21 protein-coding genes are annotated in these 24,498 nt (G+C 71.4%); 5 read left to right on the forward strand and 16 right to left on the reverse strand.

The annotated features are described in order from the left end of the window. Window positions 1-27 precede the first annotated feature (27 nt). Together ACIOGX_RS29915 and ACIOGX_RS29920 are read right to left on the reverse strand one after the other, a co-directional pair. Window positions 28-2,238 (reverse strand): phosphocholine-specific phospholipase C, encoded by a 2,211-nt coding sequence (locus ACIOGX_RS29915; RefSeq protein WP_401917743.1) that lies wholly within the window; start codon window positions 2,236-2,238, stop codon window positions 28-30. Between the two features lie 206 nt (window positions 2,239-2,444). Then, complete coding sequence (locus ACIOGX_RS29920; protein ID WP_401917745.1) at window positions 2,445-3,362, reverse strand: alpha/beta fold hydrolase; 918 nt, start codon at window positions 3,360-3,362, stop codon at window positions 2,445-2,447. Window positions 3,363-3,475: 113 nt separating this feature from the next. Here ACIOGX_RS29920 and ACIOGX_RS29925 point away from each other — a divergent pair, with 113 nt between their 5' ends. Both ACIOGX_RS29925 and ACIOGX_RS29930 read left to right on the forward strand, forming a co-directional pair. Then, window positions 3,476-4,093: a TetR family transcriptional regulator C-terminal domain-containing protein gene (locus ACIOGX_RS29925; protein ID WP_356511278.1), complete on the forward strand. Its 618-nt coding sequence runs from the start codon at window positions 3,476-3,478 to the stop codon at window positions 4,091-4,093. A 309-nt stretch (window positions 4,094-4,402) separates the two neighbouring features. Next, window positions 4,403-6,265 (forward strand): serine/threonine protein kinase, encoded by a 1,863-nt coding sequence (locus ACIOGX_RS29930; RefSeq protein ID WP_401917747.1) that lies wholly within the window; start codon window positions 4,403-4,405, stop codon window positions 6,263-6,265. 95 nt (window positions 6,266-6,360) lie between these two features. On the opposite strand, the gene ACIOGX_RS29935 is transcribed toward ACIOGX_RS29930, so the two are convergent. The 13 genes from ACIOGX_RS29935 to ACIOGX_RS29995 all read right to left on the reverse strand — a co-directional run bounded on the left by ACIOGX_RS29935 (window position 6,361) and on the right by ACIOGX_RS29995 (window position 21,125). Next, window positions 6,361-6,819, reverse strand: a complete 459-nt coding sequence (locus ACIOGX_RS29935; RefSeq protein WP_401917955.1) for a universal stress protein — start codon at window positions 6,817-6,819, stop codon at window positions 6,361-6,363. Window positions 6,820-6,872: 53 nt separating this feature from the next. Continuing rightward, entirely contained in the window at window positions 6,873-8,129 is a 1,257-nt protein-coding gene (locus ACIOGX_RS29940; RefSeq protein ID WP_401761200.1) for an SLC13 family permease, read from the reverse strand. A gap of 243 nt (window positions 8,130-8,372) precedes the next feature. After that, window positions 8,373-9,881 (reverse strand): Asp-tRNA(Asn)/Glu-tRNA(Gln) amidotransferase subunit GatB, encoded by a 1,509-nt coding sequence (gatB, locus tag ACIOGX_RS29945; protein WP_383969423.1) that lies wholly within the window; start codon window positions 9,879-9,881, stop codon window positions 8,373-8,375. Further along, window positions 9,878-10,519, reverse strand: coding sequence for a hypothetical protein (locus tag ACIOGX_RS29950; RefSeq protein ID WP_356511270.1), 642 nt, complete (start codon window positions 10,517-10,519; stop codon window positions 9,878-9,880). Before ACIOGX_RS29950 ends, gatB begins: the two co-directional genes overlap by 4 nt. Beyond that, window positions 10,516-11,787 carry an AAA family ATPase gene (locus ACIOGX_RS29955; protein ID WP_401917750.1) on the reverse strand — a complete coding sequence of 424 codons (1,272 nt, stop codon included), beginning with the start codon at window positions 11,785-11,787 and terminating at the stop codon, window positions 10,516-10,518. The genes ACIOGX_RS29950 and ACIOGX_RS29955 overlap by 4 nt, the downstream gene beginning before the upstream one ends. 95 nt (window positions 11,788-11,882) lie before the next feature. Beyond that, entirely contained in the window at window positions 11,883-12,125 is a 243-nt protein-coding gene (locus ACIOGX_RS29960) for a hypothetical protein (protein WP_129771543.1), read from the reverse strand. After that, window positions 12,122-13,633: an Asp-tRNA(Asn)/Glu-tRNA(Gln) amidotransferase subunit GatA gene (gene gatA / locus ACIOGX_RS29965; protein WP_356511266.1), complete on the reverse strand. Its 1,512-nt coding sequence runs from the start codon at window positions 13,631-13,633 to the stop codon at window positions 12,122-12,124. Before gatA ends, ACIOGX_RS29960 begins: the two co-directional genes overlap by 4 nt. A gap of 5 nt (window positions 13,634-13,638) precedes the next feature. Beyond that, complete coding sequence (gatC, locus tag ACIOGX_RS29970; RefSeq protein ID WP_010984178.1) at window positions 13,639-13,935, reverse strand: Asp-tRNA(Asn)/Glu-tRNA(Gln) amidotransferase subunit GatC; 297 nt, start codon at window positions 13,933-13,935, stop codon at window positions 13,639-13,641. Between the two features lie 215 nt (window positions 13,936-14,150). Continuing rightward, window positions 14,151-16,286 (reverse strand): bifunctional diguanylate cyclase/phosphodiesterase, encoded by a 2,136-nt coding sequence (locus ACIOGX_RS29975; protein ID WP_356511263.1) that lies wholly within the window; start codon window positions 16,284-16,286, stop codon window positions 14,151-14,153. Between the two features lie 261 nt (window positions 16,287-16,547). Continuing rightward, window positions 16,548-18,752 carry an NAD-dependent DNA ligase LigA gene (ligA, locus tag ACIOGX_RS29980; RefSeq protein WP_401917753.1) on the reverse strand — a complete coding sequence of 735 codons (2,205 nt, stop codon included), beginning with the start codon at window positions 18,750-18,752 and terminating at the stop codon, window positions 16,548-16,550. A 41-nt stretch (window positions 18,753-18,793) separates the two neighbouring features. Continuing rightward, a complete protein-coding gene (locus ACIOGX_RS29985; protein WP_401917755.1) occupies window positions 18,794-19,870 on the reverse strand; it encodes a methionine synthase in 1,077 nt (358 codons plus the stop codon). Further along, window positions 19,867-20,556 carry an SDR family oxidoreductase gene (locus ACIOGX_RS29990; RefSeq protein WP_401761193.1) on the reverse strand — a complete coding sequence of 230 codons (690 nt, stop codon included), beginning with the start codon at window positions 20,554-20,556 and terminating at the stop codon, window positions 19,867-19,869. Before ACIOGX_RS29990 ends, ACIOGX_RS29985 begins: the two co-directional genes overlap by 4 nt. Window positions 20,557-20,585: 29 nt before the next feature. Next, window positions 20,586-21,125 carry a TIGR00730 family Rossman fold protein gene (locus tag ACIOGX_RS29995; protein ID WP_129771548.1) on the reverse strand — a complete coding sequence of 180 codons (540 nt, stop codon included), beginning with the start codon at window positions 21,123-21,125 and terminating at the stop codon, window positions 20,586-20,588. A gap of 126 nt (window positions 21,126-21,251) precedes the next feature. Here ACIOGX_RS29995 and ACIOGX_RS30000 point away from each other — a divergent pair, with 126 nt between their 5' ends. Both ACIOGX_RS30000 and ACIOGX_RS30005 read left to right on the forward strand, forming a co-directional pair. After that, on the forward strand, window positions 21,252-21,590 hold the full coding sequence (locus ACIOGX_RS30000; protein ID WP_356511254.1) for a DUF427 domain-containing protein: 339 nt from the start codon (window positions 21,252-21,254) through the stop codon (window positions 21,588-21,590). Window positions 21,591-21,655: 65 nt separating this feature from the next. Then, entirely contained in the window at window positions 21,656-22,432 is a 777-nt protein-coding gene (locus tag ACIOGX_RS30005; protein ID WP_401917957.1) for an alpha/beta fold hydrolase, read from the forward strand. A 241-nt stretch (window positions 22,433-22,673) separates the two neighbouring features. Here ACIOGX_RS30005 and ACIOGX_RS30010 read toward each other — a convergent pair whose 3' ends face one another. Next, window positions 22,674-22,844 carry a hypothetical protein gene (locus ACIOGX_RS30010; protein ID WP_401917970.1) on the reverse strand — a complete coding sequence of 57 codons (171 nt, stop codon included), beginning with the start codon at window positions 22,842-22,844 and terminating at the stop codon, window positions 22,674-22,676. Between ACIOGX_RS30010 and ACIOGX_RS30015 the strand changes: the two genes are divergently transcribed. Beyond that, a complete protein-coding gene (locus ACIOGX_RS30015) occupies window positions 22,783-24,357 on the forward strand; it encodes a peptidoglycan-binding protein (RefSeq protein ID WP_401917758.1) in 1,575 nt (524 codons plus the stop codon). The genes ACIOGX_RS30010 and ACIOGX_RS30015 overlap by 62 nt on opposite strands. The last annotated feature ends 141 nt before the right edge of the window (window positions 24,358-24,498 follow it).

Raw genomic sequence — 24,498 nt, forward strand, 5'->3', positions numbered from 1 at the left:
GTGGGGACTGCGCGCGGGTCCGGCGCCTCAGCCGGAGACGCTCACCCGCCCGTTCTCGATGTGGCCCATCAGACGGCGCCGGAACGCCGTCCCTGTGCCGTCGCCACCGCCGGTGTCGCCGCTGTCGCTGTCACTGTCGGTGGTGATCTCGATGTCGGTGGTGATCTCGATGTCGTACCAGCCGTGCGCGTCCGCCGCCGAGTGCACGACGGTCCTGCTGCGGCCGGGCTTCACCGTGATCTGCCGGGTCCAGCCGTCGAGGTCGGCCTCGTCGACGTATCCCAGGGGCCGCAGTGTGAACGTGATCGGACGGTCGCCGCTGTTGCGCAGGTCGAGATGGAGATCGCGGTCGTGGTGGTCGACGGTCGAGGAGACCTCCGCGCCGTGTCCGGCCACCGGTCCCTCGAACTCGCGGCGGAAACCGTTGGGTCCGGTGATCGTGAAGCGGTACGCGTCACCGGTGAGCCCGGTAAGGGGCACCGTCCATTGCGCCGTGCCCCTTACATCGCGGTGCTGCGGGATCGCGAACTCCCCGGCGTACGGATACAGCGCGAAGTGCGCGCTCGCGCGCCCGGTGTTGCTGAGCGCGACCTTGAACACCCGCCCGTCGCCCTTCCCCTCGACCCGGCCGTACGCGTCGGTCTGGTACGGCAGCGGCCTGGCCGGGCGTACGCCCTTCTCCTGTACGGGCATTCGCTGCTCGTCGGGGGGTACGGGCCGCCAGCGGCCGGTGAACGGCGGGATCTCCCCCGGCTGTTCGACCTCGGGCAGCCTGCGCCCGCGCTGGAAGTCGAAGGCGGAGGTCAGATCGCCGGTGACATTGCGCCGCCACGCGGTGATGTTGGGCTCGTCCACACCGGTCCACTTCTCCAGGAAGCGGACCACGGAGGTGTGGTCGAAGACCTGCGAGCAGACATAACCGCCCACGGTCCAGGGCGAGACGACCAGCAGCGGGACGCGCACACCGAGCCCGGTCGGCCGTCCCTGCCAGCGCTCGGCGGAGCCGGAGGGACCCTCGGCGGGCGGGACGGGCGGCGGTACGTGGTCGAAGAAGCCGTCGTTCTCGTCGTAGTTGATGAGTACGACGGTGTGCTTCCAGACATCGGGGTGCGCGCCCAGCGCGTCGAGCACCTTGTAGACGAGCGTGGCGCTGGCGATCGGCGACGACGACCCGGGATGCTCGGAGTCGACGGCCGACGGCACCAGATAGGACACCTCGGGCAGCGTCCCGGCGGCCACGTCGGCCCGGAACCGCTCGGCCAGGGTGCCGCTCTCGACCCGCCGCAGCCCGCGCTCGAAGAGCGACCGCTCGCGCGGGGTCAGCGCGGCGACGCCCGCGTCCAGCGCGGCGAGCAGCCGCTCGCGCTCGGCGGCGTCCTCGGTGTCGCGCACGGCGGCGTAGAAGGCCTCCATGTACGTAAAGCCGGCCGCCCCCGGCCGGCCGGGCAGCGCACGCGCCGTGGTGAGCGCCTTGCGGGCGATGTCCTTGAAGGTGGTGAAGAACTCGATGTTGTTGTCGGTGAAGTTCTCCCACTCCGTGTACGTCTGCCAGCTCCGCCCGGCCTTCTCCAGCCGCTCGGCGTAGGTCGGCCACGGATAGCCGGGGTGGGTGGCCTCGTCGTACGCGTCGTTCCCCACGGCCCGCCGTCCGTCGGCCTCGTACCCGGTCCAGCCGCTCCACAGATGGTTGCGGTTGGGACTCGTCGACGTATGGACGGAGGAGTGGTAGGCGTCGCAGATGGTGAACGTGTCCGCCAGCTCGTAGTGCAGCGGCAGGTCGTGGCGGTCGTAGTACGCCATGGTGGCGGCGGTCTTGGCGGAGACCCAGCCGTCCATCCATCCGTTGTTCCAGGCCGCGGCGCCGCCGTTCCAGGAGTGGTCCAGGTCCCCGATGTACTGGAGGTCCTTCTGCTGTGCCTCGGCCGCGTCCCGGATGGGGAAGGGCAGGACGGTCTCCAGCGGCCCCGGCTGCTCGAAGACGGGCTTCCCGGACGGCAGCTCGACGGCGTTGCGGTCCCCGAAGCCCCGCACGCCGCGCAGCGTGCCGAAGTAGTGGTCGAAGGAGCGGTTCTCCTGCATCAGGATCACCACATGCTTGATCGCCCGCAAACCGCCGGCGGCCGGCTCGGCGGCCAGCGCGGCCTGGAGGGTCGGCGGCAGCACCGACCCCACCGCTGCTGCTCCCAGGGCGCCGGTGCCGAGGGCGAGCATTCTTCTGCGCGATATCTCCGGAGACATGCTTGGGGACGGTAATGAAGCCCGGTGTCCGAGAGAAGACCCCGCAACGGCCGAGGAGTGAACGTCCAAGGGGAGCGCGCGGGTCCGGGACGAGGGCGTCGGGCGCGGCCGGGGGCACGGGCCGCGGCCGACGCCACGGGGCCGACGGGGCCGGGGCGGGCGACCCGCCTCATCGGCCGCGCTGGTCAGTTCATCGGCCGCGCTGGTCAGTCGACGGAGTCCATGAACTCCAGCATCCGGCGGTTGACCTCGTCCGCATGGTCGATCTGTGGTCCGTGGCCCGTGCCGGAGATGATCTCGGCCCGGGTTCCCGGTATCAGCCGGGGCACACGCTCCACCTGCCGCCGCGGGTGCACGAGCAGGCTGCGCTTGCCGAGCACGAGGTAGAGCGGGGTGCGGATGGTGGACAGTTCATCGTCGGTCAGCGGGCGGGGAGCCGGGCGCCGTACGCGGTAGGCGCGGACGGCTGTCCTGATCATGGTGCGCAGCTCCGGCACGACGAGGACCGGCTGTTCCAGCCAGGCCGCCAGTCGTGGACGGAGGGCCTTGGGAGCGGAGGTCGCGAACAGGCTGACGAAGATCCAGACGAAGAAGCGCAGGCCCACCTTCTCCAGGCCGCCGGGGTCGAGCAGGGTGGCGGAGGCGAGGCGGCCGGGTGCGCGGTGCGCCTGGTTCACGGCGAGCCAGCCTCCGTACGAGGAGCCGACGAGATGGACGCGGTCGAGACCGAGCCCGGCGAGCGTCTCGTCCAGCCACTGGGCGGCCCGTTCGGGCTGGTGGATGGGTTCGCGCTGGACGCTGCGTCCGGGGTCGCCCGGGGTGTCGATGGCGTAGACGGGGCGGTCGGCGCTGAGCGCGGGGGTGTTCGGGTACCACATGGCGGAGCAGGAGCTGGCCCCATGCACCAGGACGACGGGGGTGCGGGACCGGGCGGCGGGGTCGGTGGGGCCGTACAGGTAGACGTGTGTGGTGCCGAAAGAGGTCTCCACGTCCCGTTCCGCGCGGGCCGGCGCCCCCAGGGCGTAGACGGCGTCGCAGGCCGCGAAGTGGCGGTCACGCCTGGCTTCGCTCACATAACGGCCGACGTCGGCCTGAGGGCGGGCAGCGGTTTCGGGCACAAGCACCTCCGGGTCCGGATCCTTTACGGTACGAGCGTATCACCATAATGATACCGCTGTACCATCAACGGGTCCCGGCAGGGACGCGCCTAGCGGAACGACGAACGGAGAAAAGGCCGATGCCCAAGCGCGTGGATCATGCGGAGCGCCGTACGGAGATCGCCGAGGCGCTCGTCCGGGTCGCCGGGAGGCATGGGCTGCATACCGTGGGGATGCGCGATGTGGCGGCCGAGGCGGGTGTGTCACTGCGGCTGGTGCAGTACTACTTCGAGACCAAGGAGAAGCTCCTGCTCTTCGGACTCCAGCATCTGACGGGGAAGTTCGGGGAACGGGTCACCGCCCGGCTCAAGGCCACGGGGGACCGCCCAGGACCGCGCGCCACGATCGAGGCGCTGCTGATGGTGGCCCTGCCCACGGACGAGGTGAGCCGCACGTTCCACTACGTGCTCACCTCGTACGCCCTGCTGGCCGTCAACGACGCCGCGCTCGCCGCCCAGCCCTTCATCAAGGACCCCGACGCCGCCGAGGACACCGTGGCCGGACTCCTCCGTCAGGCGCAGGAGGCCGAGCTGCTCCGCCCCGGCGTGGACCCGCGGCTGGAGGCGGCCGGCCTGCTGGCCATGTCCGCGGGACTCGGCACCGCCATCCTCGTCGGCCAGCGCGGTCCCGAGTCGGCGGCCACCGTCCTGGAACACCACTTGGACCGCGTCTTCAAGGACGGTGAGCCGGGGCGGTGAGCCGGGGCGGTGAGCCGGGGCGGTGAGCCGGGGCGTGTGCCGACGGGGTGGGTGCCGACGGGGTGGGTCACGGCGAGCGCGGACCCCTGTCCGCCCACCGACGCGCGGATACGCCGACGGACGCCCTCCAGGGCACGTCGAGAGGCAGCGAAATGCCCCGCCAGGGCGGGATCTGGGCGATTGCCGGGCGGAAGCCGAGCGGGCGCGGGCTCTTCGTTGACCGGGGAGTTCGGGGCCGGAAACACTGGCGTTCGGCCGTAACGCCGGATACGTCCGGTTACCGGGCAACGCGCTCTGACGGGGGGACAGGTGAACAGTGCGGCACACCACATCGGACCGGACACGGCGCCGGACCGCTACCGGCTGCTCAGCTCCATCGGGCGCGGCGGCGAAGCCGTGCTCTACCGGGCGGAGATCGAGCTGGACGGGGCGCCTGAGACGGTGGTCGTCAAGGTGCTCGACTCCAAGTCCGCGCTCGGTCCCGGGCAGTTCGCCCGGCTGAGCGCGAAGTGGAACGAGCAGGCGGAGCTGCTGCGCTTCGCGAACCGCCCCGGCGTCGTCGGGGTGCGCGAGCACTTCGAGGGGGCGCCGATCCACGCGCCGGGCGGCGCCTCCACCGTGTCGGGCCGGGCGCTCGCGCTGGTGATGAACCATGTCGAGGGCGTCGATCTGCGCGACTGGCGGTTCGAGCGGACCCTCACGACGCCCGCCGAGCGGCGTGCCGTGATGGGGACGCTCGCCCAGCTCGCCGACGTACTGGACTGGCTGCACTCCGGCCGGGCCACGACCTCCGGGCGCGTGGTCGTGCACGGCGACCTGTCCCCCGGCAACGTCATGGTGAACGTCCACGGTCAGGCCACCCTCGTCGACTTCGGCCTGAGCAAGCTGACGGCGGACCACGAGACGGCGGAGGTCTGGTTCACGCCCGGGTACGCCGCCCCCGAGGTCTTCGACGGCAGGCGTACCCCCGCGACGGACCGGTACGCGTTCGGGGCGATCGCGTACTTCCTGCTGAGCGGCCAGGCGCCGCCGAACACCCCGGAGCAGCTGCGCCACGCCATACGGGCGCTGCCGCAGCTCTCGTCGCTGCCTCCGGAGCGCAAGGAGCGCGTGCTCGCCGTCTGCGCGACGGCTCCGGAGCAGCGTCCGGAGAGCCTGGCGGGGTGGCTGAAGGACGTGCGTGACGCGGTGGTGTCCACGTCCTCCGCCTCGGCCTTCGCCGCCCCTTCCGCCGCCCCTTCCGCCGCCTCCGCCTCTGCCGCCGCCTCCGCCACACCCGTCGCCCCGGGCACCCCCACGCCCTCCGCCCCGACCGTGACCTCCGCTCGCCCGGTCCCGCCCCCAGCGGTGCCGCCCCCACCGGTGCTGCCGCCTCCGCCGCCCGCGAAGACCCCACCCGCCGCGGCGGCCCCACCGCCCGTCAGGACCCCACCGGCCCCCGCCCCCAGCCCCTCGCCTCCCCCGGTCCACTCCGTGCAGGACGCCGTACCGCCCCGCCGGGACGCCCCCGGGCTCCGGCCGGGCCCGCTGGTGATCACCCCCGCCCCGGCCCGTAAGCGCCGCCCGGCCGTCGCCGTGCTCGCGGTGGCGCTGGCGGGCGCGCTGACCGTGATCGCCGCTCAGTGGATGTCGGCGGGGGGCGACGACGAGAACAACGGGGCGCCGTCAGTTACCGAGACCGTCACGGCGACGGAGACCGAGACGGCCGCCCCGCCGGCCCCGGATCCGTCCGCGAGCGAAAGCCCCGACGAGTCCGGTGAACCCGGCAGCGTGGCCGGCGCCGACGCCGTGTCGCTCACCGGCTTCCCGCAGGTCGACGGGGACGACATGTTCTCGGTGAAAGAGGCGGTGATCAACAGCGAGAACCACAGCGACGCCTTCGTCTCCGACTACGACTGCGGTGGGTACATGGAGTTCAACCTCGGCCGTGCCTGGTCGACCCTCGATCTCGTCGCGGGCATCGAGGACAACAGCGTCGAGGGCACCGCCCGGCTCCATATCACCCTCGACGGAACGCCCCTGTTCGAGGAGAAGATCGAGCTGGGCAAGCCGCGGAACCGGTCCCTCAGCGTCAAGAACGGGCTGCGGCTGGTGATCTCGTACACCGCGACGGACACGGAGACCTGCGACGCGGGCACGGTCGCTCTGGGCACTCCCACCCTGCGGAAGTGACCGGACCGGGCCCCGGCGCCAGGACCCGGCCCACACACAGGACCGGGCTCCATACACAGGACCGGGCCCCGCACACCGGCGTCCGCCCCGGCGCCCTACTCCCCGTACGGCCACACCAGCAGCACCGGGCACTCCGCGTGGTCCACCACGAACCGGGTCGCCCGGCCCAGGCTGTGCGGCCCCGGCCGGTCCCGCTCCCCGTCGCGCGCGCAGATCAGCAGCGCCGCGCCGGCCGCCGCGCGTACCACCTCGTGCTCCACGCGCCCGTGGTGGTCGAGCAGTTGGCAGGGCCTGCCGAGCCGGTGCGCCGCGGCCTCCAGCAGGTCGGCCGCGGCCGTACCGGAGAGGGCTTCGAGCCGGGCGCCGGGGTCACGGTCGGTCCGGTGGCCGCGGCCGAGCAGCCCCGTATACGCCTGGTGCGCGGCGGCGGCGATCTCGTCGTCGCCCACATGGAGCAGCACCACGTCGTCGTGCGGAGCGCGCTCGCGCGCCGCGTCGACACAGGCGGGCCAGGTGGATTCGATGATCCAGACGACGACGGTCCGCGCGGGCACGGTCCCCGCGGGGTCGGTCCTCGGTGGACCGGGCGGCGGTACGGTCACAGCGGTCAGCCTCCGATGAGTAGCAGCGTCCCCCACAGAGCCACGGTCGAGACGACGAGCGTGGCGGGCACGGTCAGCAGACCGAGCCGGGTGAAGTGGCCCAGCGCGGGCGCCGAGTCGTGCTCGTGCAGGATGCGCCGCCACAGCAGCGTCGCGAGCGAACCGACATACGTGAGATTCGGCCCGAGGTTGACACCGATCAGCGCGGCGAGCACCGGTCCCGGCCCCGCGGGCGCGACGACCGGCAGCAGCGCCAGGATCGCCGGCAGGTTGTTGATCAGGTTGGACAGTACGGCGGCGATCGCCGCGATCGCCAGCAGCGAGGAGAGGGACGAGCCGTCCGGCAGCAGCCGGCTGATCCCGGTGTCCAGGCCGTTGTCGACGACCGCCTTGACGACCACGCCGAGCGCCAGGACGAAGAGGCAGAACAGCGGGTTGGCGGCCCGGACCAGCCCCGTGACGGTCGTCCGCCGCTGCCGCAGGGCGCGGGCCGCCAGTACGGCCGCACCGGCGACGGCCGCCCACAGCGGTTCGATCCCGGCGAACGAGGTGACCACGAACCCGGCCAGGGTCAGCCCCAGCACGACCAGCGTGAACACCGGTACCTCGCGCGGCTCGTCCGTGCCCGGGGGATGCGCCCCCGCGGCCAGATCGGCGGCGAAGAAGCGGCGGAAGACGGCGTACTCGACGGCGATCGCGGCCAGCCACGGCAACGCCATCAGCGCGGCGAACCGGGTGAAGGACAGCCCGCTCGCCGTGAACGCCAGCAGATTGGTGAGGTTGGAGACCGGCAGCAGCAGGGACGCGGAGTTCGCGAGATGCGTACAGGCGTAGACATGCGGCCGGGGCCGGGCACCGACCCGCGCGGCGGTCGCGAAGACGACCGGGGTCAGCAGCACCACCGTGGCGTCCAGGCTCAGTACGGCGGTGATGACGGCGGCGACGGCGAAGACCCCGCCGAGCAGCCGCCGCGGCCGGCCGCCGCAGAACCGCGCCACCAGATCGCCCGCCGCCGTGAACAGCCCTTCCTCGTCGCAGAGCTGAGCCAGCACCAGCACCGCCGCGAGGAAGACGACGACGGGCAGCAGTGTGGACGTCTGCGCGCGGGCGTCCCCGGGCGAGACCGCGCCGAGAGCGATGACCAGCAGCGCCGCGGGCACGGCCGCGACCGCCTCGGGCAGTCCGCGCGGCCGTACGACGGCGAACGCCAGCACGGCGAGCAGCAGCCCGACGGAGACGATCTCGGCGACGACGGAGTTCACGGGCGGTCACGTTCCGGGACGTTCACGGGGAAAAGCCGGCCTCTGCTTCGAGTGTTTCGGGGTGCCGCGGATACGTCGGATGCCGCCGGCACTTCGCGGACCATGCCGCGACGAACAAGCGGGGGCGGCGCACCCGACGGGTACGCCGCCCCCACTGGCGTCCAAGGGCGGCGAGGGGCGCCCACACGAACCGGCGTCAGCCCTCGACGTCCGGCTTCTCCGCGCCGCGCCCGCCGCGCCCGGTCATTCCGCCGGAGCGAGCCGCTCCAGGATCAGCTCACGCACCCGGGCCGCGTCCGCCTGGCCGCGCGTGGCCTTCATGACCGCGCCGACCAGCGCGCCCGCCGCGGCCACCTTGCCCGCGCGGATCTTGTCGGCGATGGCCGCGTTGCCCGCGATGGCCTCGTCCACGGCCGCGCCGAGCGCGCCCTCGTCGGAGACGACCTTGAGGCCGCGCTTCTCCACGACGGTGTCCGGGTCGCCCTCGCCCGCGAGCACGCCCTCCAGCACCTGGCGGGCCAGCTTGTCGTTGAGGTCGCCGGCCGTGACGAGCTCCGCGACCCGCGCCACCTGCCGCGGGGTGATGGGCAGTTCGTCGAGCCCGCGGCCCGACTCGTTGGCGTGCCGGGCCAGTTCGCCCATCCACCACTTACGGGCCTGGTCGGCCGGGGCGCCCGCGTCGATCGTGGCGACGATCGAGGCGATCGCGCCCGCGTTCAGGATCGACTGCATGTCGTGCTCGGAGACGCCCCACTCCTCGCGGAGCCGGTTGCGCCGCGTCCGCGGCAGCTCGGGCAGGGCCTGCCTGAGCTGCTCCACCCAGTCACGGGGCGGGGCGATGGGCACGAGGTCGGGCTCCGGGAAGTACCGGTAGTCCTCGGCCTCCTCCTTCACCCGTCCCGAGGTGGTGGAGCCGTCCTCCTCGTGGAAGTGGCGGGTCTCCTGGATGATCGTGCCGCCGGAGTTCAGCACCGCGGCGTGGCGCTGGATCTCGTAGCGGGCCGCGCGCTCCACACTGCGCAGCGAGTTGACGTTCTTCGTCTCGGAGCGCGTACCGAACTTCTCCCGCCCGTGCGGGCGCAGCGAGAGGTTCACGTCGCACCGCATCTGGCCCATCTCCATGCGGGCCTCGGACACGTCGAGCGCCTTGATCAGCTCGCGCAGTTCGGCGACGTACGCCTTGGCGACCTCGGGGGCGCGCTCGCCCGCGCCCTCGATGGGCTTGGTGACGATCTCGATGAGCGGGATGCCCGCGCGGTTGTAGTCGAGCAGGGAGTGTGACGCGCCGTGGATCCGGCCGGTGGCGCCGCCGACGTGCAGCGACTTGCCGGTGTCCTCCTCCATGTGGGCGCGCTCGATCTCGACGCGGAAGATCTCGCCGTCCTCCAGCTGGACGTCCAGATAGCCGTTGAAGGCGATCGGCTCGTCGTACTGGGAGGTCTGGAAGTTCTTCGGCATGTCCGGATAGAAGTAGTTCTTCCGGGCGAAGCGGCACCATTCGGCGATCTCGCAGTTGAGCGCGAGGCCGATCTTGACGGCCGACTCGACGCCGATCGCGTTGACGACCGGGAGCGAGCCCGGCATGCCCAGACAGGTCGGGCAGGTCTGCGAGTTGGGCTCGGCGCCCAGCTCGGTCGAGCAGCCGCAGAACATCTTGGTCCTGGTGCCGAGCTCGACATGGACCTCCAGGCCCATGACGGGGTCGTACGTCGCGAGGGCGTCCTCGTACGGCACGAGTTCAGTGACGGTCACAGGTACTTCTTCCTCATCAATGCTTCATCGGTGTCGGCCAGCCAGCGCTGGTAGGACGGCAGCTTTCCGAGTACGGAGAGATCCACTTCGTCGGCGAGGCGGGCGAAGTAATCGCCGGGGTCGGACCGCCGGGCCTTCTTCAGTACGTTCGCCAGCACGCGCTTCGGGTGAGCGGGATGGCCGGGCGCCGGGTTTCCGTGTTCCACATCGGCGGGGTGCGGATGCGGATGCGCCGACAGGTCGGCGGCCGGCTGCACCCGGGTCAGCGCGGCCCGGTCCGCCAGTACCCACGACTCGGTCATCACCCGGGGACCGAGCAGCACGGGCGCCGCCGACTGCTTCGGGAGCGCGGAAAGCGCCTCCAGCAGCCCCTGGGCATCCGGAATCTCCTTGTGGTCCCGGTGCACGAAGAGTACGTCGCACCGGCCGGCCAGTTCCGTGGCGGCTTCGAGGAGAACCTTCGGCTCGGCTGTGCTGTGGACCTCGCTCTTTTCGCAGGGAGTGAGTACCTCGGTGGCCTTGAGCGCCCTGGCGTGCAGGGTTTCCTCCAGCTGCCGGATGACCAGCCGTTCGAGGAACGGCAGATCGCTCGGCCCCTCGGCGAGCAGCCCGAACCTGAGCAGGCGTACGCGGCTCACGCGACCACCTGTCCCATGGACTCCAGCAGACGTTTCACCTGCTCGGCCGTGACCGTGTCGCCCGGCTCCTCGTCCGCCACGGGCGTACGGACGGGACGGGCCCGGGTCACGGTCGAGACGCCGGTGCGTGCCGGGTCGATGTGCGACGCCTGCTCCAGGAAGACCAGGCTTCCCGAAGCGTCGTCGCGCAGGGCGGAGAGCAGGACGGGAGAGTGCGTGGTCGCGATCAGCTGGCGGAACCCGTACGTCCGGGTGGTCCGGTCGGCGAGGCCGGGGAAGTCGTCCACGTCTCTGCGCAACCGCCTGACCAGCTCGGCGATCCGGGTCGGATGCAGGCCGTTCTCGATCTCCTCGACGGCCAGCAGCCCGGCCCGCCGGTCGTCGTACCAGGCCGCCAGGAGAGCGAGGACGCGCATCGTGCCGTCGGACAGCATCGGCGGGGACGTCCAGCCGGTGTGCCGGAACCGTACGTCGAAGTCGTACTCGCCGCGCCGGTCGTCGAACAGTGGCCTGATCCCGGACGCCTCCGGGATCAGCGCGGCCAGGTCGGCCTCCATGTCGCGCAGTTCTCCGGGACCGAGGCGCCCCAGCACGGCCGCCAGATTGCTCCCGTCCGGCAGGAGCGTCAGTTCGTCGCTGCCGCCGAAGGGCCTGCGCATGGCGGCCGGATCGAGTGCGATCCGTTCCCAGGTCTCGATTTCGCGGAGGAGATGCGAGAGCAGCGCTGCCGTCCCCTCGGTGGAGGGCACCTTGTCCTTGAGGGAGACCCAGTCGATCCCCATGCTCTCCACGAACGACTTCCGCGCGGTGAGAAGAGCCGTGCGCAGCGGCTGCGGAAGCTCCAGACGGTCCATCCAGTCCGTGCGCGCGAGGCTGCTCACCCACACCCCGCTGCGCCCACGGCGGACCGTGGCCTTCACAGGTCCCGACGGTTCGCCCTCGCGGTCCACCACGAGCCGTACGACCAGCGGGAGCGGCCCGTGGGCGCTCGGCGCGATCATGCCGATCTTGATCGTCAGTTCGGATGCCGTGTAAGCGCCGCCGGGCCCGTCGGCGTGATGGAAGAGATCCCGCGCCGCGAGCCGGGGGTTGTCGCCGTCGAAGACCCTCGGAAGCCCCATGGTGACCGTCCGCCGGACGAAGTCCAGGGCGTCCAGCAGGTTCGACTTGCCCGCGCCGTTGACGCCCATCAGCACGGTGCAGGGCCGTACGTCCAGGGCGAAGCCGACGAACGACTTGAAGCCGTCGATCTCGATGCGGGTGATCACCGGGTCACCTCCTTCCGTGGCAACGGTGGCAACAGCGGCGGAACGCCGCGGTGGGGTGCCGGGGAGCCCGCCCTGAGCGGGCCCCCGGCAGCCGGTCAGCCCAGCAGGACGTCGTCGTCGCCCAGGCGCTTCAGCTCCCGCAGGAGCAGAGCGACGCCCGTGACGAGGGCGGCGGCGGAGACGACCGCGTCGACCAGCCGGAGCGTGTCGTTGTCCTTGCGGGCCGTCCTGGCCTGCTTGACGACGCTGATCGCGCCGAACGCGCTCGACCCGATCGACAGATATGTGCCGGCCTTGGACTTCTTGAAGCCCTTGGCCTTGCTCATTGCACTGGTCATAGTGACGGAGCCTCCTCAAGCAGCGGGTGTCCCCACTTTTCCACGAAGGCGGCCTCGACCGCGGCACCGACCTTGTAGAGCCGGTCGTCCTTCATGGCGGGGGCGATGATCTGGAGTCCGACCGGGAGCCCGTCCTCCGGCGCGAGACCGCAGGGCAGCGACATGGCCGCGTTGCCGGCCAGGTTGGTCGGGATGGTGCACAGATCCGCGAGGTACATCGCCATCGGGTCGTCGGCGCGCTCGCCGATCGGGAAGGCGGTGGTCGGGGTCGTCGGCGAGACGATCACATCGACCTGCTCGAACGCCTTCTCGAAGTCCCGGGTGATGAGGGTGCGGACCTTCTGTGCCGAGCCGTAGTACGCGTCGTAGTAGCCGGAGCTGAGCGCGTACGTACCGAGCATGATGCGGCGCTTGACCTCGTCGCCGAAGCCGGCCTCGCGGGTCAGGGCCGTGACGTCCTCGGCGGACCTCGTACCGTCGTCGCCGACCCGCAGGCCGTAGCGCATGGCGTCGAAGCGGGCGAGGTTCGAGGAGCACTCGGACGGCGCGATCAGGTAGTACGCGGCGAGTCCGAGGTCGAAGGACGGGCAGTCCAGCTCGACGATCTCGGCGCCGAGCCCCTTGAGCAGTTCCACGGACTCGTCGAAGCGCTGGACGACACCGGCCTGGTAGCCCTCGCCGCGGAACTGCTTGACGACACCGACGCGCATCCCGGCGACCGAGCCGTTGCGGGCCGCCTCGACGACCGGCGGGACCGGGGCGTCGATGGAGGTCGAGTCGAGCGGGTCGTGTCCGGCGATCGCCTCGTGCAGCAGGGCGGCGTCCAGGACCGTACGGGCACAGGGGCCGCCCTGGTCCAGGGAGGACGAGAAGGCGACCATGCCGTAGCGGGAGACCCCGCCGTACGTCGGCTTGACGCCGACCGTGCCGGTCAGGGCCGCGGGCTGACGGATCGAGCCGCCGGTGTCCGTGCCGATGGCGAGCGGCGCCTGGTACGAGGCGAGCGAGGCGGACGAACCACCGCCGGAGCCGCCGGGCACCCGGGTCAGGTCCCAGGGGTTGCCGGTGGGGCCGTACGCGCTGTTCTCCGTGGACGACCCCATGGCGAACTCGTCCATGTTGGTCTTGCCCAGGATGATGACGTCGGCCGCCTTGAGCCGCTTCGTGAGCGTCGCGTCGTAGGGCGGGATCCAGCCTTCGAGGATCTTGGAACCGACGGTGGTCGGCACGCCCTCGGTGGTGAAGATGTCCTTGAGCGCGAGCGGGACACCGGCCAGCGGTCCGAGCTTCTCGCCCGCCGCCCGCTTCGCATCCACGGCGCGGGCCTGGGCCAGCGCGCCCTCGCGGTCGACGTGGAGGAAGGCGTGGACCTTCTCGTCGACGGCCTCGATCCTGGCGAGATGGGCCTCGGTGACCTCGACCGCCGTGAGTTCGCCGGAGGCGATCTTCGCGGCGATCTCGGCGGCGGTGAGCTTGACGCAGTTCTCGATCTTGCTGTTGACCGTCATGGCTGTTAGTCCTCCCCCAGGATCTGCGGCACCTTGAAACGCTGCTGTTCCTGGGCAGGGGCGCCGGAGAGCGCCTGCTCGGGGGTGAGCGAAGGACGGACCTCGTCCGCGCGCATGACATTGGTCAGCGGCAGCGGGTGGGAGGTCGGCGGTACGTCTTGGTCGGCTACCTCGGATACGCGGGCGACCGCGCCGATGATGTCGTCGAGCTGTCCGGCGAAGTGGTCGAGCTCTTCGGCCTTCAGCTCCAGACGCGCCAGCCGGGCGAGGTGGGCGACCTCCTCGCGCGTAATGCCAGGCATGCAGCGATCCTCAGGGGTGAGTGCGATGGGTTGTGGCCCAATCCTATGGGGCCGGGGCCCCTGGCCACGAAACGGTTGCCCTCACCCGGTCCCGGAGGCCCCGGGAACCCCGTCCCGGGGGCCGCCGCCCACCGCTCCCCCGTCCCCCTCCGCTCCCCTTCCGGCAGCCGTTCCCATCAGCCGTTCCCGTCAGCGGACGGCCGGCCCGGCGGCCGTCACTGGACGACCTGGCCCGACTGCTCCCGCGCGCGCTCGACGGCCAGCTCGCGGGCGCGCGCCGCCTCCAGCTCCGCCGGGCGCTGCCAGCCGCGCTCGCCCCTGGCCAGCAGCCAGGCCGTCGCCTCGTGCGGCGGCATCGCGGCGGCCACCAGCCAGCCCTGTACCGCGTCGCAGCCCAGATCCCGCAGCCGCTCCCAGGTCTCGTCGTCCTCGACGCCCTCCGCGACGACCAGCAGGCCCAGCGAGTGCGCGAGGTCCACCGTGCAGCGGACGATCTCCCCGTCCTCGGTGTCGACGGCGAGCCTGGCCACGAAAGAGCGGTCGATCTTCAGCTCACTGACCGGCAGACGCCGCAGGTGCACCAGCGAGGAGTACCCCGTGCCGAAGTCGTCGAGGGACATCTTCACGCCGTGACCGGTCAGGCCCGCGAGGGTGTCGGCCGCCCGCTGGGGGTCCTCCAGCAGGACGTGTTCCGTTATCTCCAGCTGGAGGGAGCCGGCCGGTACGCCGTGCCGGGCCAGTCTCGCCGCCACCGCGCCCGCGAAACCGGGGGTGTGCACGTCCCGCGGGGAGACATTGACCGCCACCGGCACCATCAGGCCCTGGGCCCGCCAGCGGGCGACCTGGGCGAGCGCCATCTCCAGTACGTACTCGGTGAGATGAGGCATCAGACCGGAGGACTCGGCGATCGCGATGAAATCGTCGGGAGGGACCCGGCCGCGCTCCGGGTGCACCCAGCGCACCAGCGCCTCCAGCCCGGCGACCTGGCCGTCGAACCGGACCTTGGGCTGGTAGTGCAGCTCCACCTCGCCCGCGTCCAGCGCGCGGCGCAGATCGCCCAGCAGGCCGAGCCGGTCGGGGGTGTTGGAGTCCCGCTTGGACTCGTAGACCTCGACGCCCGTACGGTCCCGCTTCGCCTGGTACATCGCGACGTCCGCGCGCCGCAGCAGCCCTTCGGCGTCCACCGCGTGCTCGGGGTAGACGGCGACCCCGGCGCTCGCCTCCAGGACGAGTGTCAGCCCGTCGAGGTCCAGCGGCGAGGACAGCTCGGCCACGAGATGGCGGGCGACCCGCTGGGCGCTGGTCGTGGAGTCGCAGGTCGGCAGCAGCACCGCGAACTCGTCACCGCCGAGCCGCGCGGCCTCCGCGCCGCGTGGCAGGGCCAGCCGGAGCCGGTCGGCTATCTGCAACAGCAGCCGGTCTCCCGCGAGGTGACCGAGCGTGTCATTGACCGAGCGGAACCGGTCGAGGTCGATCAGGACCAGTCCGGCCCTGGCGCCCAGGCCCTCCGCCTCCTCCAGCGCCGACCAGGTGCGCTCCAGCAGCCACTGCCTGTTGGGCAGTTTGGTCAGCGGGTCGCGCAGCTGCTCCTCGGCCCGTGCCCTGGCGATCCACAGCGTGGAGTCGAGGGCGATCAGCGGGATCGCGAAGAGCGGCAGCAGGACGGGCAGGGACATCGCCACCACACAGATCAGCGGAGCGATGCCGAGCAGGGCGACCGCGACCAGACCTTGCCGGTACAGGGCCGTTCGGGCGACGGTCGGCAGTCCGCCGCCCTGCGGGGAGAGCGCGTACCAGAGCAGCAGCCGGGTGACCACGAGGTGGGCGGAGGCGGCCAGCACGATCTCGACGACGCTGGCGAACCCCCAGTCGAGCGGCTGCCAGGGTTCCTCGACGGTGGGGACCACATCGAAGGCGGCGAGGACGAGCGCGGCGGCGGCGATGCCCAGCATGTCCGCCGCGCCGTGCAGGACGCCCAGCCGCCAGCGGTGCCTGCGGGCCACCCCGACCAGCACCACGACGGCGACGGAGACCAGTCCGGCGGCCACCCAGCCGTAGAGCAGCAGGACGGCCAGGGTGAGGGCGGCGCCGGAGCCCGTGCCGCCCCACCAGCGGTCCCGGCCGAGGGCGACCAGATGGCCCACGATGATGCCGGTCAGCACGGCCAGCGCCCATCCCGATGTGCCACCGGGGAAGAGCGCGTGGCCGTCGCGCACCGTATGGAAGAGTCCGGTCGCCAGGACGACGACGGCGAGTCCCACCACAAGAGCGGGCGTCCTGGCCGCAAGGCCCGCAATGCGCGCGAATCCGCGCGGGGGTGAGACCGGGGCGGCGCTCTCGGTCGGTTTCATTCCCGTCCCTCTCACAGCCGGCGAAGCCGATGCCACGCGATGTCACGTTGTCATGCACACACGGCCGGAATCACACCACTCAGCCGTTCACGACAGGCGCACCTCTCAACAGTAGGCCGCGGAACGCTCCGACGGGCAGCGCTCTACAGCTGTTGCCCGAATGCGACCTGCCCATCCGTATCCATCTGGTATGCGCCGAACGGGTGAGCTTTGCGGCCCGAATTCGACGGTGTGGGACTCCGCTTTCCGGGGGATTTCGCGCTACTCCTCGGGGGTGGCCGATGGCTCTTCGGGCCTGACAGCGGCCCCCCTGGCCGCGTCCGGACCCTGTTCGAGCAGGATGGTGAACCCCTGCTCGTCCAGCACCGGAACCTTCAGTTGCATCGCTTTGTCGTACTTCGAACCGGGGTTCTCCCCGACCACCACGAAGCCGGTCTTCTTCGAGACGGCCCCGGTCACCTTCGCGCCACGGGTTTGAAGCGCCTCTTTCGCGCCATCCCTCGTGTAGCGCTCCAGCGTGCCCGTGACAACGACCGTCAGGCCCTCCAACGGCCTTGGTGCGTCGTCCTCGCCGGTGCCCTCCTCCTCCATACGTACCCCGGCGGCCCGCCACTTGCGCAGAATCTCGCGGTGCCAGTCGACCTCGAACCATTCCTTGACGGAGGTGGCGATGATCGCCCCGACTCCGTCGACCGCCGCCAGCTCCTCTTCCGTGGCCTGCTCGATCCGGTCGATCGAGCGGAACTCCCTGGCCAGCGCCTCGGCGGCGACCGGTCCGACATGGCGGACGGAGAGCCCGGCGATGACCCGGGCCAGCGGACGCTCCTTGGCCGCCGCGATGTGCTGAAGCATCGCCAGGGCGTTCTTCTTCGGCTCGCCCTCCTGATTGGCGAAGACCGTGACGACCTTCTCGTCACCCGTCTTCGGGTCGCGCTTGGGCAGCCCGCTGTCCTGGTCGAGCACATACGCCTTGATGGGCAGCAGTTGTTCGACCGTCAGGTCGAAGAGATCGCCCTCGTCCAGCAGCGGCGGTGTCTCCGGCTCCAGTGGTCTGGTCAGGGCGGCGGCGGCCACATAGCCGAAGTTCTCGATGTCCAGGCACTTGCGGCCACCGAGATAGAACAGCCGCTCCCGCAACTGGGCCGGGCATGTGCGGGCGTTGGGGCAGCGGAGGTCGATGTCGCCCTCCTTCATGGCCCGCAGCTCCGTACCGCACTCGGGACACACCGCGGGCATCTCGAACTCGTACGCGTCCTCGGGGCGCAGATCGATGACCGGGCCGAGGATCTCCGGGATGACATCGCCGGCCTTGCGGATCACGACCGTGTCACCGATCCAGACGCCCTTGGCCTTCACCACGTCCTGGTTGTGCAGCGTGGCGAACTCGACCTCGGAACCGGCGACCGTGACCGGCTCCACCTGCGCGTACGGCGTGACACGTCCGGTGCGGCCGACGCCCACCCGGATGTTCACCAGCTTGGTGTTGACCTCCTCGGGCGCGTACTTCCACGCGATCGCCCAGCGAGGGGCGCGCGAGGTGGAGCCCAGCCGGCCCTGGAGCGGGATCTCGTCGAGCTTGACGACCACACCGTCGATCTCGTGCTCCACGGAGTGCCGGTGCTCGCCGAAGTACGCGATGAACTCCCGCACCTCCTCGATCGATCCGACCACCTTGTTGTGCCGGGCGGTCGGCAGCCCCCATTCGCGCAGCAGGCCGTACGCGTGCGAGAGGCAGTCGATGTCGAAGCCGTCGCGGGCCCCGATGCCGTGCACCACCATGTGCAGCGGGCGGGTCGCGGTGATCTTGGGGTCCTTCTGGCGCAGTGAACCCGCCGCCGCGTTGCGCGGGTTGGCGAACGGCTTGTCCCCCGCGGCCACCAGACGCGCGTTCAGCTCCTGGAACGCCTCCATCGGGAAGTAGACCTCGCCGCGGACCTCCACCAGATCCGGGACGCGCTCGCCCGCCAGCCGGTGCGGGATCTCGGCGATCGTACGGACGTTGGGCGTAATGTCCTCGCCCGTACGGCCGTCGCCGCGGGTGGCGGCGCGGGTCAGCCTGCCGTGCTCATAGGTGAGGTTGACCGCGAGCCCGTCGACCTTCAGCTCGCACAGGAAGTGGAAGTCGGGCGTGCCCACGTCCTTGGCGACCCGGTCCGCCCAGGCGGCCAGCTCGGTGTCGTCGAACGCGTTGTCCAGGGAGAGCATCCGCTCGCGGTGCTGGACCGCGGTGAAGTCCGTCTCGTACGCCCCCGCGACCTTCTGGGTCGGCGAGTCGGGCGTGCGCAGCTCCGGATACTCCTCCTCCAGCGCCTCCAGCGACCGCAGCAGCCTGTCGAACTCGCCGTCGCTGATGACCGGCTGGTCCTTCACGTAGTACCGGAAGCGGTGCTCCTCGATCTGCTCGGCGAGTTGGGCATGCCGCTCCCGTGCCTCCGCGGGCACCGCCGTCCGCTGTTCGCCAGCCATCGTCTCGTCCTCCCGTTCACCATGACCCGGCATCCGGATCGTCACTCAGGGTTGTCCACGAGGGATCTCGCGGCCCTGACGCAGTGCGCCATCGCGGCGCGCGCGTACGCGGGAGAGGCCCCCGCGAGCCCGCACGACGGGGTGAGCACCACGGACTCCGCGAGAGTCCCCGGATTCAGCCCCAGCCTGCGCCACAGCGTCCTGACACCCATGACGCTACCGGCAGGGTCCGACAATGGGCCGTCAGTGCCCGGCACGATTCCGGCGAAGAGTTTCGTTCCGCCCTCGACCGCCTCACCGATGGTCTCCTCGTCACGTTCGGTGAGCAGACCGGCATCGAACGAGACCGCGGCGGCGCCGGCCCGACGCAGCAGCGCGAAGGGGACGTCGGGCGCGCAGGAGTGCACGACCGCCGTCCCCGCGCTCAGCGCGGTCACCTCGCGCAGCGCGCTCTCCACGACCTGGCGGTCCACGGCGCGGTGGGTGCGGTAGCCGCTGGCCGTCCTCACGTGTCCGCGCAGTACGGCGGTGAGGGACGGCTCGTCGATCTGGAGCACCGGTACGGCGCCGGGCACCCGGCGCCGTACCTCCGCGAGATGCGCGGTCAGCCCCTCCACCAGCGAGCCGGTCAGGTCCCGGCACGCGCCCGGGTCGCTCAGCGCCGACTCGCCGTTGCGCAGCTCCAGGGAGGCGGCCAGCGTCCACGGCCCGACGGCCTGGACCTTGAGCGGACCCACGTACCCCTGGGTGAACTCCTCCAGGGCGTCCAGGTCCTCGCCCATCCAGGACCAGGCCCGTTTGGTGTCACGGCCCGGCCGGTCGCCGATCCGCCAGCCGCTGGGCTCCACACGCGCGTAGACCTCGACGAGGAGCCCCGCCGTCCGGCCGATCATGTCGGCGCCGGGGCCACGGGCGGGCAGCTCGGCCAGATACGGGAAGTCCTCGAAGCTGCCGGTGACGGCCTTGGCGGTCTCCCGCGCGTCGCCGCCGGGCATCGAGCCGATCCCCGTGGCGGCTCCCCAGACCCTTCCGGCCGGCTCGGCCCGCGGTGCCGGGACCGGCTCGTTCCGCGCGTCGCCCCGGGATGCGTTCCGCGCCGCGTCCATCCGCTCGCTCACCGGCCCGGCCGTACGGTCACGTCGTCGATCCGCGCGTCGCGCGGCAGGTCGAGCGCCGTGAGGATCGTCGTCGCCACGGACCCGGGGTCGATCCAGCGGCCGGCGTCGTACTCCTTGCCCTCCTGCTGGTGGACCTTGACCTGCATGGGGCTCGCCGTACGGCCCGGATAGACGGAGGTCACCCGCAGACCGCTGTCCCGCTCCTCCTCGCGCAGCGCGTCGGCGAGCGCCTTGAGGCCGTGCTTGGACGCGGCGTACGCGCCCCACTCGGCGTGCGCGCTGAGCCCGGCGCCCGAGTTGACGAAGATCACCTGGCCGTGGGAGATCCGGAGCTGGGGCAGCAGGAGCCGGGTCAGCTCGGCGGGGGCGACGAGGTTCACGTTCAGCTGCTCGTGCCAGGTCTTGGGGGTCAGGTCGCCGATCGGCCCCAGGTCGACGACGCCCGCGATGTGCAGCAGCGAGTCGAGCCGGTCGGGAAGCGTCTGCTGGGCGAGCGCCCAGGAGAGCCGGTCCGGGTTGGCGAGGTCGCCGACGAGGGTACGGGCGCCGGGGAACGCGGATCCGAGTTCCCTGGCGCGGCCGGCGTCACGGGCGAACAGGATCAGGTCGTCGCCGCGCTCGTGCAGCCGGCGCGCGACAGCGGCGCCGATGCCGGAGCCCGCACCGGTGATCAGATGGGTAGCCATGCGGTCATGGTCGCATCACCGCGCCCCGATCACTGAACGCCCGCGGACTCCTCCAGGTAGGCGAGGGCGCTCACCCCGTCCTCGGCGAAGAACACCAGGTCGGTGAGGGGCAGCGGCAGGAAGCCGTCCTCGTCCATCCGCCGGAACTGCTGCTTGAGTCCGTCGTAGAAACCGGCCGTGTTGAGCAGCACCACGGGCTTGGTGTGCAGGGCGTGCTTCTTGAGCTCCAGGATCTCGGTGGCCTCGTCGAGCGTCCCCGTACCGCCGACCATGATCACGACCGCGTCGGACTTGGCGAGCAGCAGGGCCTTGCGCTCGGCTAGGTCCTCGGCGACCACCATCTCGTCGGCGTTCGGCCGGGCGACGCTGCTCAGGAAGCCGACCGAGACCCCGACCAGCCGCCCGCCCGCCTCCTGCACACCGTCGGCGACGACCTTCATCAGCCCGCTGTCGGAACCGCCCCATACGAGGGTGTGGCCGCCCTTGCCGATCAGCTCGGCGAATTCACGGGCGGGCCGCGTGTAGTGCTCGGGGAGATCAGCGGCGGAGAGGAAGACACAGATATTCATGAGGCAAACGGTACGACGGGAAGAGCACGCCGTGCCCCGTTGCTGAACATGGGGAGGCACCGAGCAGAGAAGCAGCAGAGGTATTGGGCGGGGCGACGACCCGCACCAGCGAAGGGGCAGACCATCATGAGCACCGTGAGCACGGGACACCACATCACGATCGAGCGGGGCACGGAGCATGTACGCGTCGTGCACGACGGGCAGATCATCGCGGAGAGCCGCACTCCGCTCCTGCTGCGCGAGACCGGCTGTCCGGTCCGCTACTACCTCCCGCCGGAGGACGTGCGTACCGAACTGCTGACGCCTTCCGACACCTCCACCCACTGCCCGTTCAAGGGCGACGCCTCGTACTGGTCGCTGCCCGACGCGCCGGATCTCGTCTGGGCGTACCCCACACCCAAGGCCGAAGTCGCCCAGATCAAGGACCACTTCTGCTTCTACGACCCGGAGGTCGTCGCGGCCTGAGAAAAAACTTCCTTCACGAGCGATGAGTTGCGCCGGGCACACCGGTCTGAGTCGGTATGAACAATGTGTGCACGGTGACATCGGGGGACGGCACCCCGATCGCGTACCGGCGGTCGGGGGACGGCCCGCCGGTGATTCTGGTGGGGGGCGCGCTCAACACCGCCGAATCCGACGCCCCGCTGGCAAAGCTGCTCGCGCCGCGTTTCGACGTGATCACCTACGACCGGCGCGGGCGCGGCGCCAGCGGTGAGAGCGGCCCGTACGCCGTGGAGCGGGAGACCGAGGATCTGGCAGCGCTCCTCGACGAGGCGGGCGGGAGCGCGTCCGTGTACGGGGTGTCCTCGGGCGCGGCCCTGGTCCTGGAGGCGACGGCCGCGGGCCTGCCGATCACCCAATTCGCCCTGTACGAGCCTCCGTACGCGACCGATCCGGCCGATCTGCCGGTGACGGCCGCCTACCGCGAGCGGCTCACGGACCTGCTGGCGCGGGAGCGGCGGGGCGAGGCGGTGGAGCTGTTCCTGTCGCTGGTGGGAATGGTGCCCGAGATGATCGCCCGGATGCGCCGGTCGCCGATGTGGCCGGATCTGGCGGCGCTGGCGCACACCCTGGCGTACGACAACGCCGTCCTGGGGCCGGGGCTGATCCCGGCCGACCGGCTGGCGGCGATCAGGACGCGCGCGATGGTCGTGGACGGCGGCGCCAGCCCGTCGCCGCTGCGGGACGCGGCGCGCGCGGTGGCCACGGCCCTGCCCCGGGGCAGGCACCGCACACTGACGGGCCAGACGCATGAGGTGGCGCCCCATGTGCTGGCACCGGTCCTGGAGGAGTTCTTCGCGGCATAGGGCTTCCCGCCGTAAGGCTCCGCGCCGTAGGGCTTCGCGGCGCAGGGCTTGACGGCGCAGGGCTCGCGGCGCAGGGCATTTCGGGCTTTCCGACGGGGTTCGCGTACGGCTTTTCGCTGGTACGCGCCTTTTCTGGCTGATGAGTCACTTGCGTGGCGTACGCGACCGTGGGGCTTGACGTGAGCATGACCACTCGATAGGAGTGGTGCGTTCAACTCGCGTAGACCCCCCACAGACCCGCTCAGGCGGAGACCGCGAAACGGCCAGGAGGAAGCATGTACCGACGATCGACGCCGGGGAACAGACCGCCGGTGAACAGGCCGTGGCAGATCACACCGTCGAAGAGGACGGTGTCGAAGAGAACGGCGTCGAAGAGAACGGCGCTGTCCGCACTCGGTGGCCTGGTCGCCACGGTGCTCCTCGTCACGGCCCACCCCGTCGGCGCCGCGCCCGTCGCCCCGTCGGACCGGGACGGCATGAGCCGGGCCTTCACCCGGGCCGCGGCCGAATTCGAGGTCCCCCGCGATCTGTTGGTGGCCGTCGGATACGGCGAGACACACCTCGACGGGCACCGGGGCGAACCCAGCCAGGCCAATGGCTACGGCGTGATGCACCTCGTGAGCAACCCCACGAACCGCAGCCTGGAGAAGGCCGCCGAGCTGACCGGCGAGCCGAGCGCCGAGCTGCGCGCGGACACGGCGGCGAACATCCGCGGCGGCGCGGCCGTCCTGCGCGCCTACGCCGACGGGCTGGGGCTGGACACCGCCGAGCGCGGCAGCATCGACGAGTGGTACCCGGTGGTCGCCCGGTACGGCGGGGCGTCCGACGTCCGCACCGCGCGGCTCTACGCCGACACCGTCTACACGCTCCTCGCGCAGGGCATCGACGCGGACGTCGCGGGTGGCGAGAGCGTCACCGTACGGCCGCGCGCCGTCGAGCCCGAGCGGGGCGCGTACGCGCCCACGGAGACGGACCGGCGGCGCGCCGCGCTCTCCCCCGACTACCCGGCCGCGGCGTGGGTGCCGGCCAACGCGGCCAACTACGCGGCCGGCCGGTCGGCTTCGATCACCAGCGTGGTCATGCATGTCACGCAGGGTTCGTACGCCGGGACCATCAGCTGGTTCCAGAACCCGGCCTCGCAGGTCAGCTCCCACTACGTGGTCCGCTCCTCGGACGGCGCCGTCACGCAGATGGTCCGCGACAGCGACACCGCGTACCACGCCCGCTCGGCCAACTCCTCCAGCCTGGGGATCGAGCACGAAGGCTTCGTCGCCGACCCGAGCTGGTTCACCGACTCGATGTACCGGTCGTCCGCCGCCCTCACCAAGTACCTGTGCGACCGCTACGGCATCCCCAAGGACCGGGCGCACATCGTCGGCCACGCGGAGGTGCCGGGCAACGACCACACCGACCCGGGACCGAACTGGAACTGGAACTACTTCATGCAGCTGGTGGGCGGCAGCACCGGCGGCGGGGGCGGGAACGTCCAGTTGGGCTTCCCCTCGTACAACACGCTGCGCAGCGGTTCCACCGGTCCCCAGGTGACGGCCGCTCAGACCCTGCTGAACCAGCAGGGGCACGACGCCGGCACCGCGGACGGCGTCTTCGGCACACGGACCGCGAGCGCGGTCAGTGCCTTCCAGAACGGCCGCGGGCTGCCCGCGGACGGCGTTGTCGGCGCCCGCACCTGGACGGCCCTGCTCGCCGCGGGGACCGCCTCCGTGGTGCGGGAGGGGAGCACGGGTCCCGTGGTGGAGCGTCTTCAGCGCGCGTTGACGGCGGCTCTCGGCCGGACCGTGTCCATCGACGGCCAGTTCGGAGCGAACACGACGCAGGCCGTCCGCGACTACCAGAGCGGCCGTGGCCTGACCGCGGACGGCATAGCCGGTCCCGCGACATGGTCGGCGCTCCAGGCGGGCCGGTAGACGGGCCGGTAGACGGTCCTGCAAGCGGGCCGGTAGGTCGTCCGGCAGGCGGTCCGGCAGGCGGTCCGTCCGAATCCGGTCGCGACAGTCGCCCCGACCACTCCGACTACCGCGACCACACCGACCGCCGCAACCTCTCCG

This window comes from Streptomyces sp. NPDC088147 (assembly GCF_044741565.1).
In the GTDB taxonomy this organism is placed as follows: Bacteria; Actinomycetota; Actinomycetes; order Streptomycetales; family Streptomycetaceae; genus Streptomyces.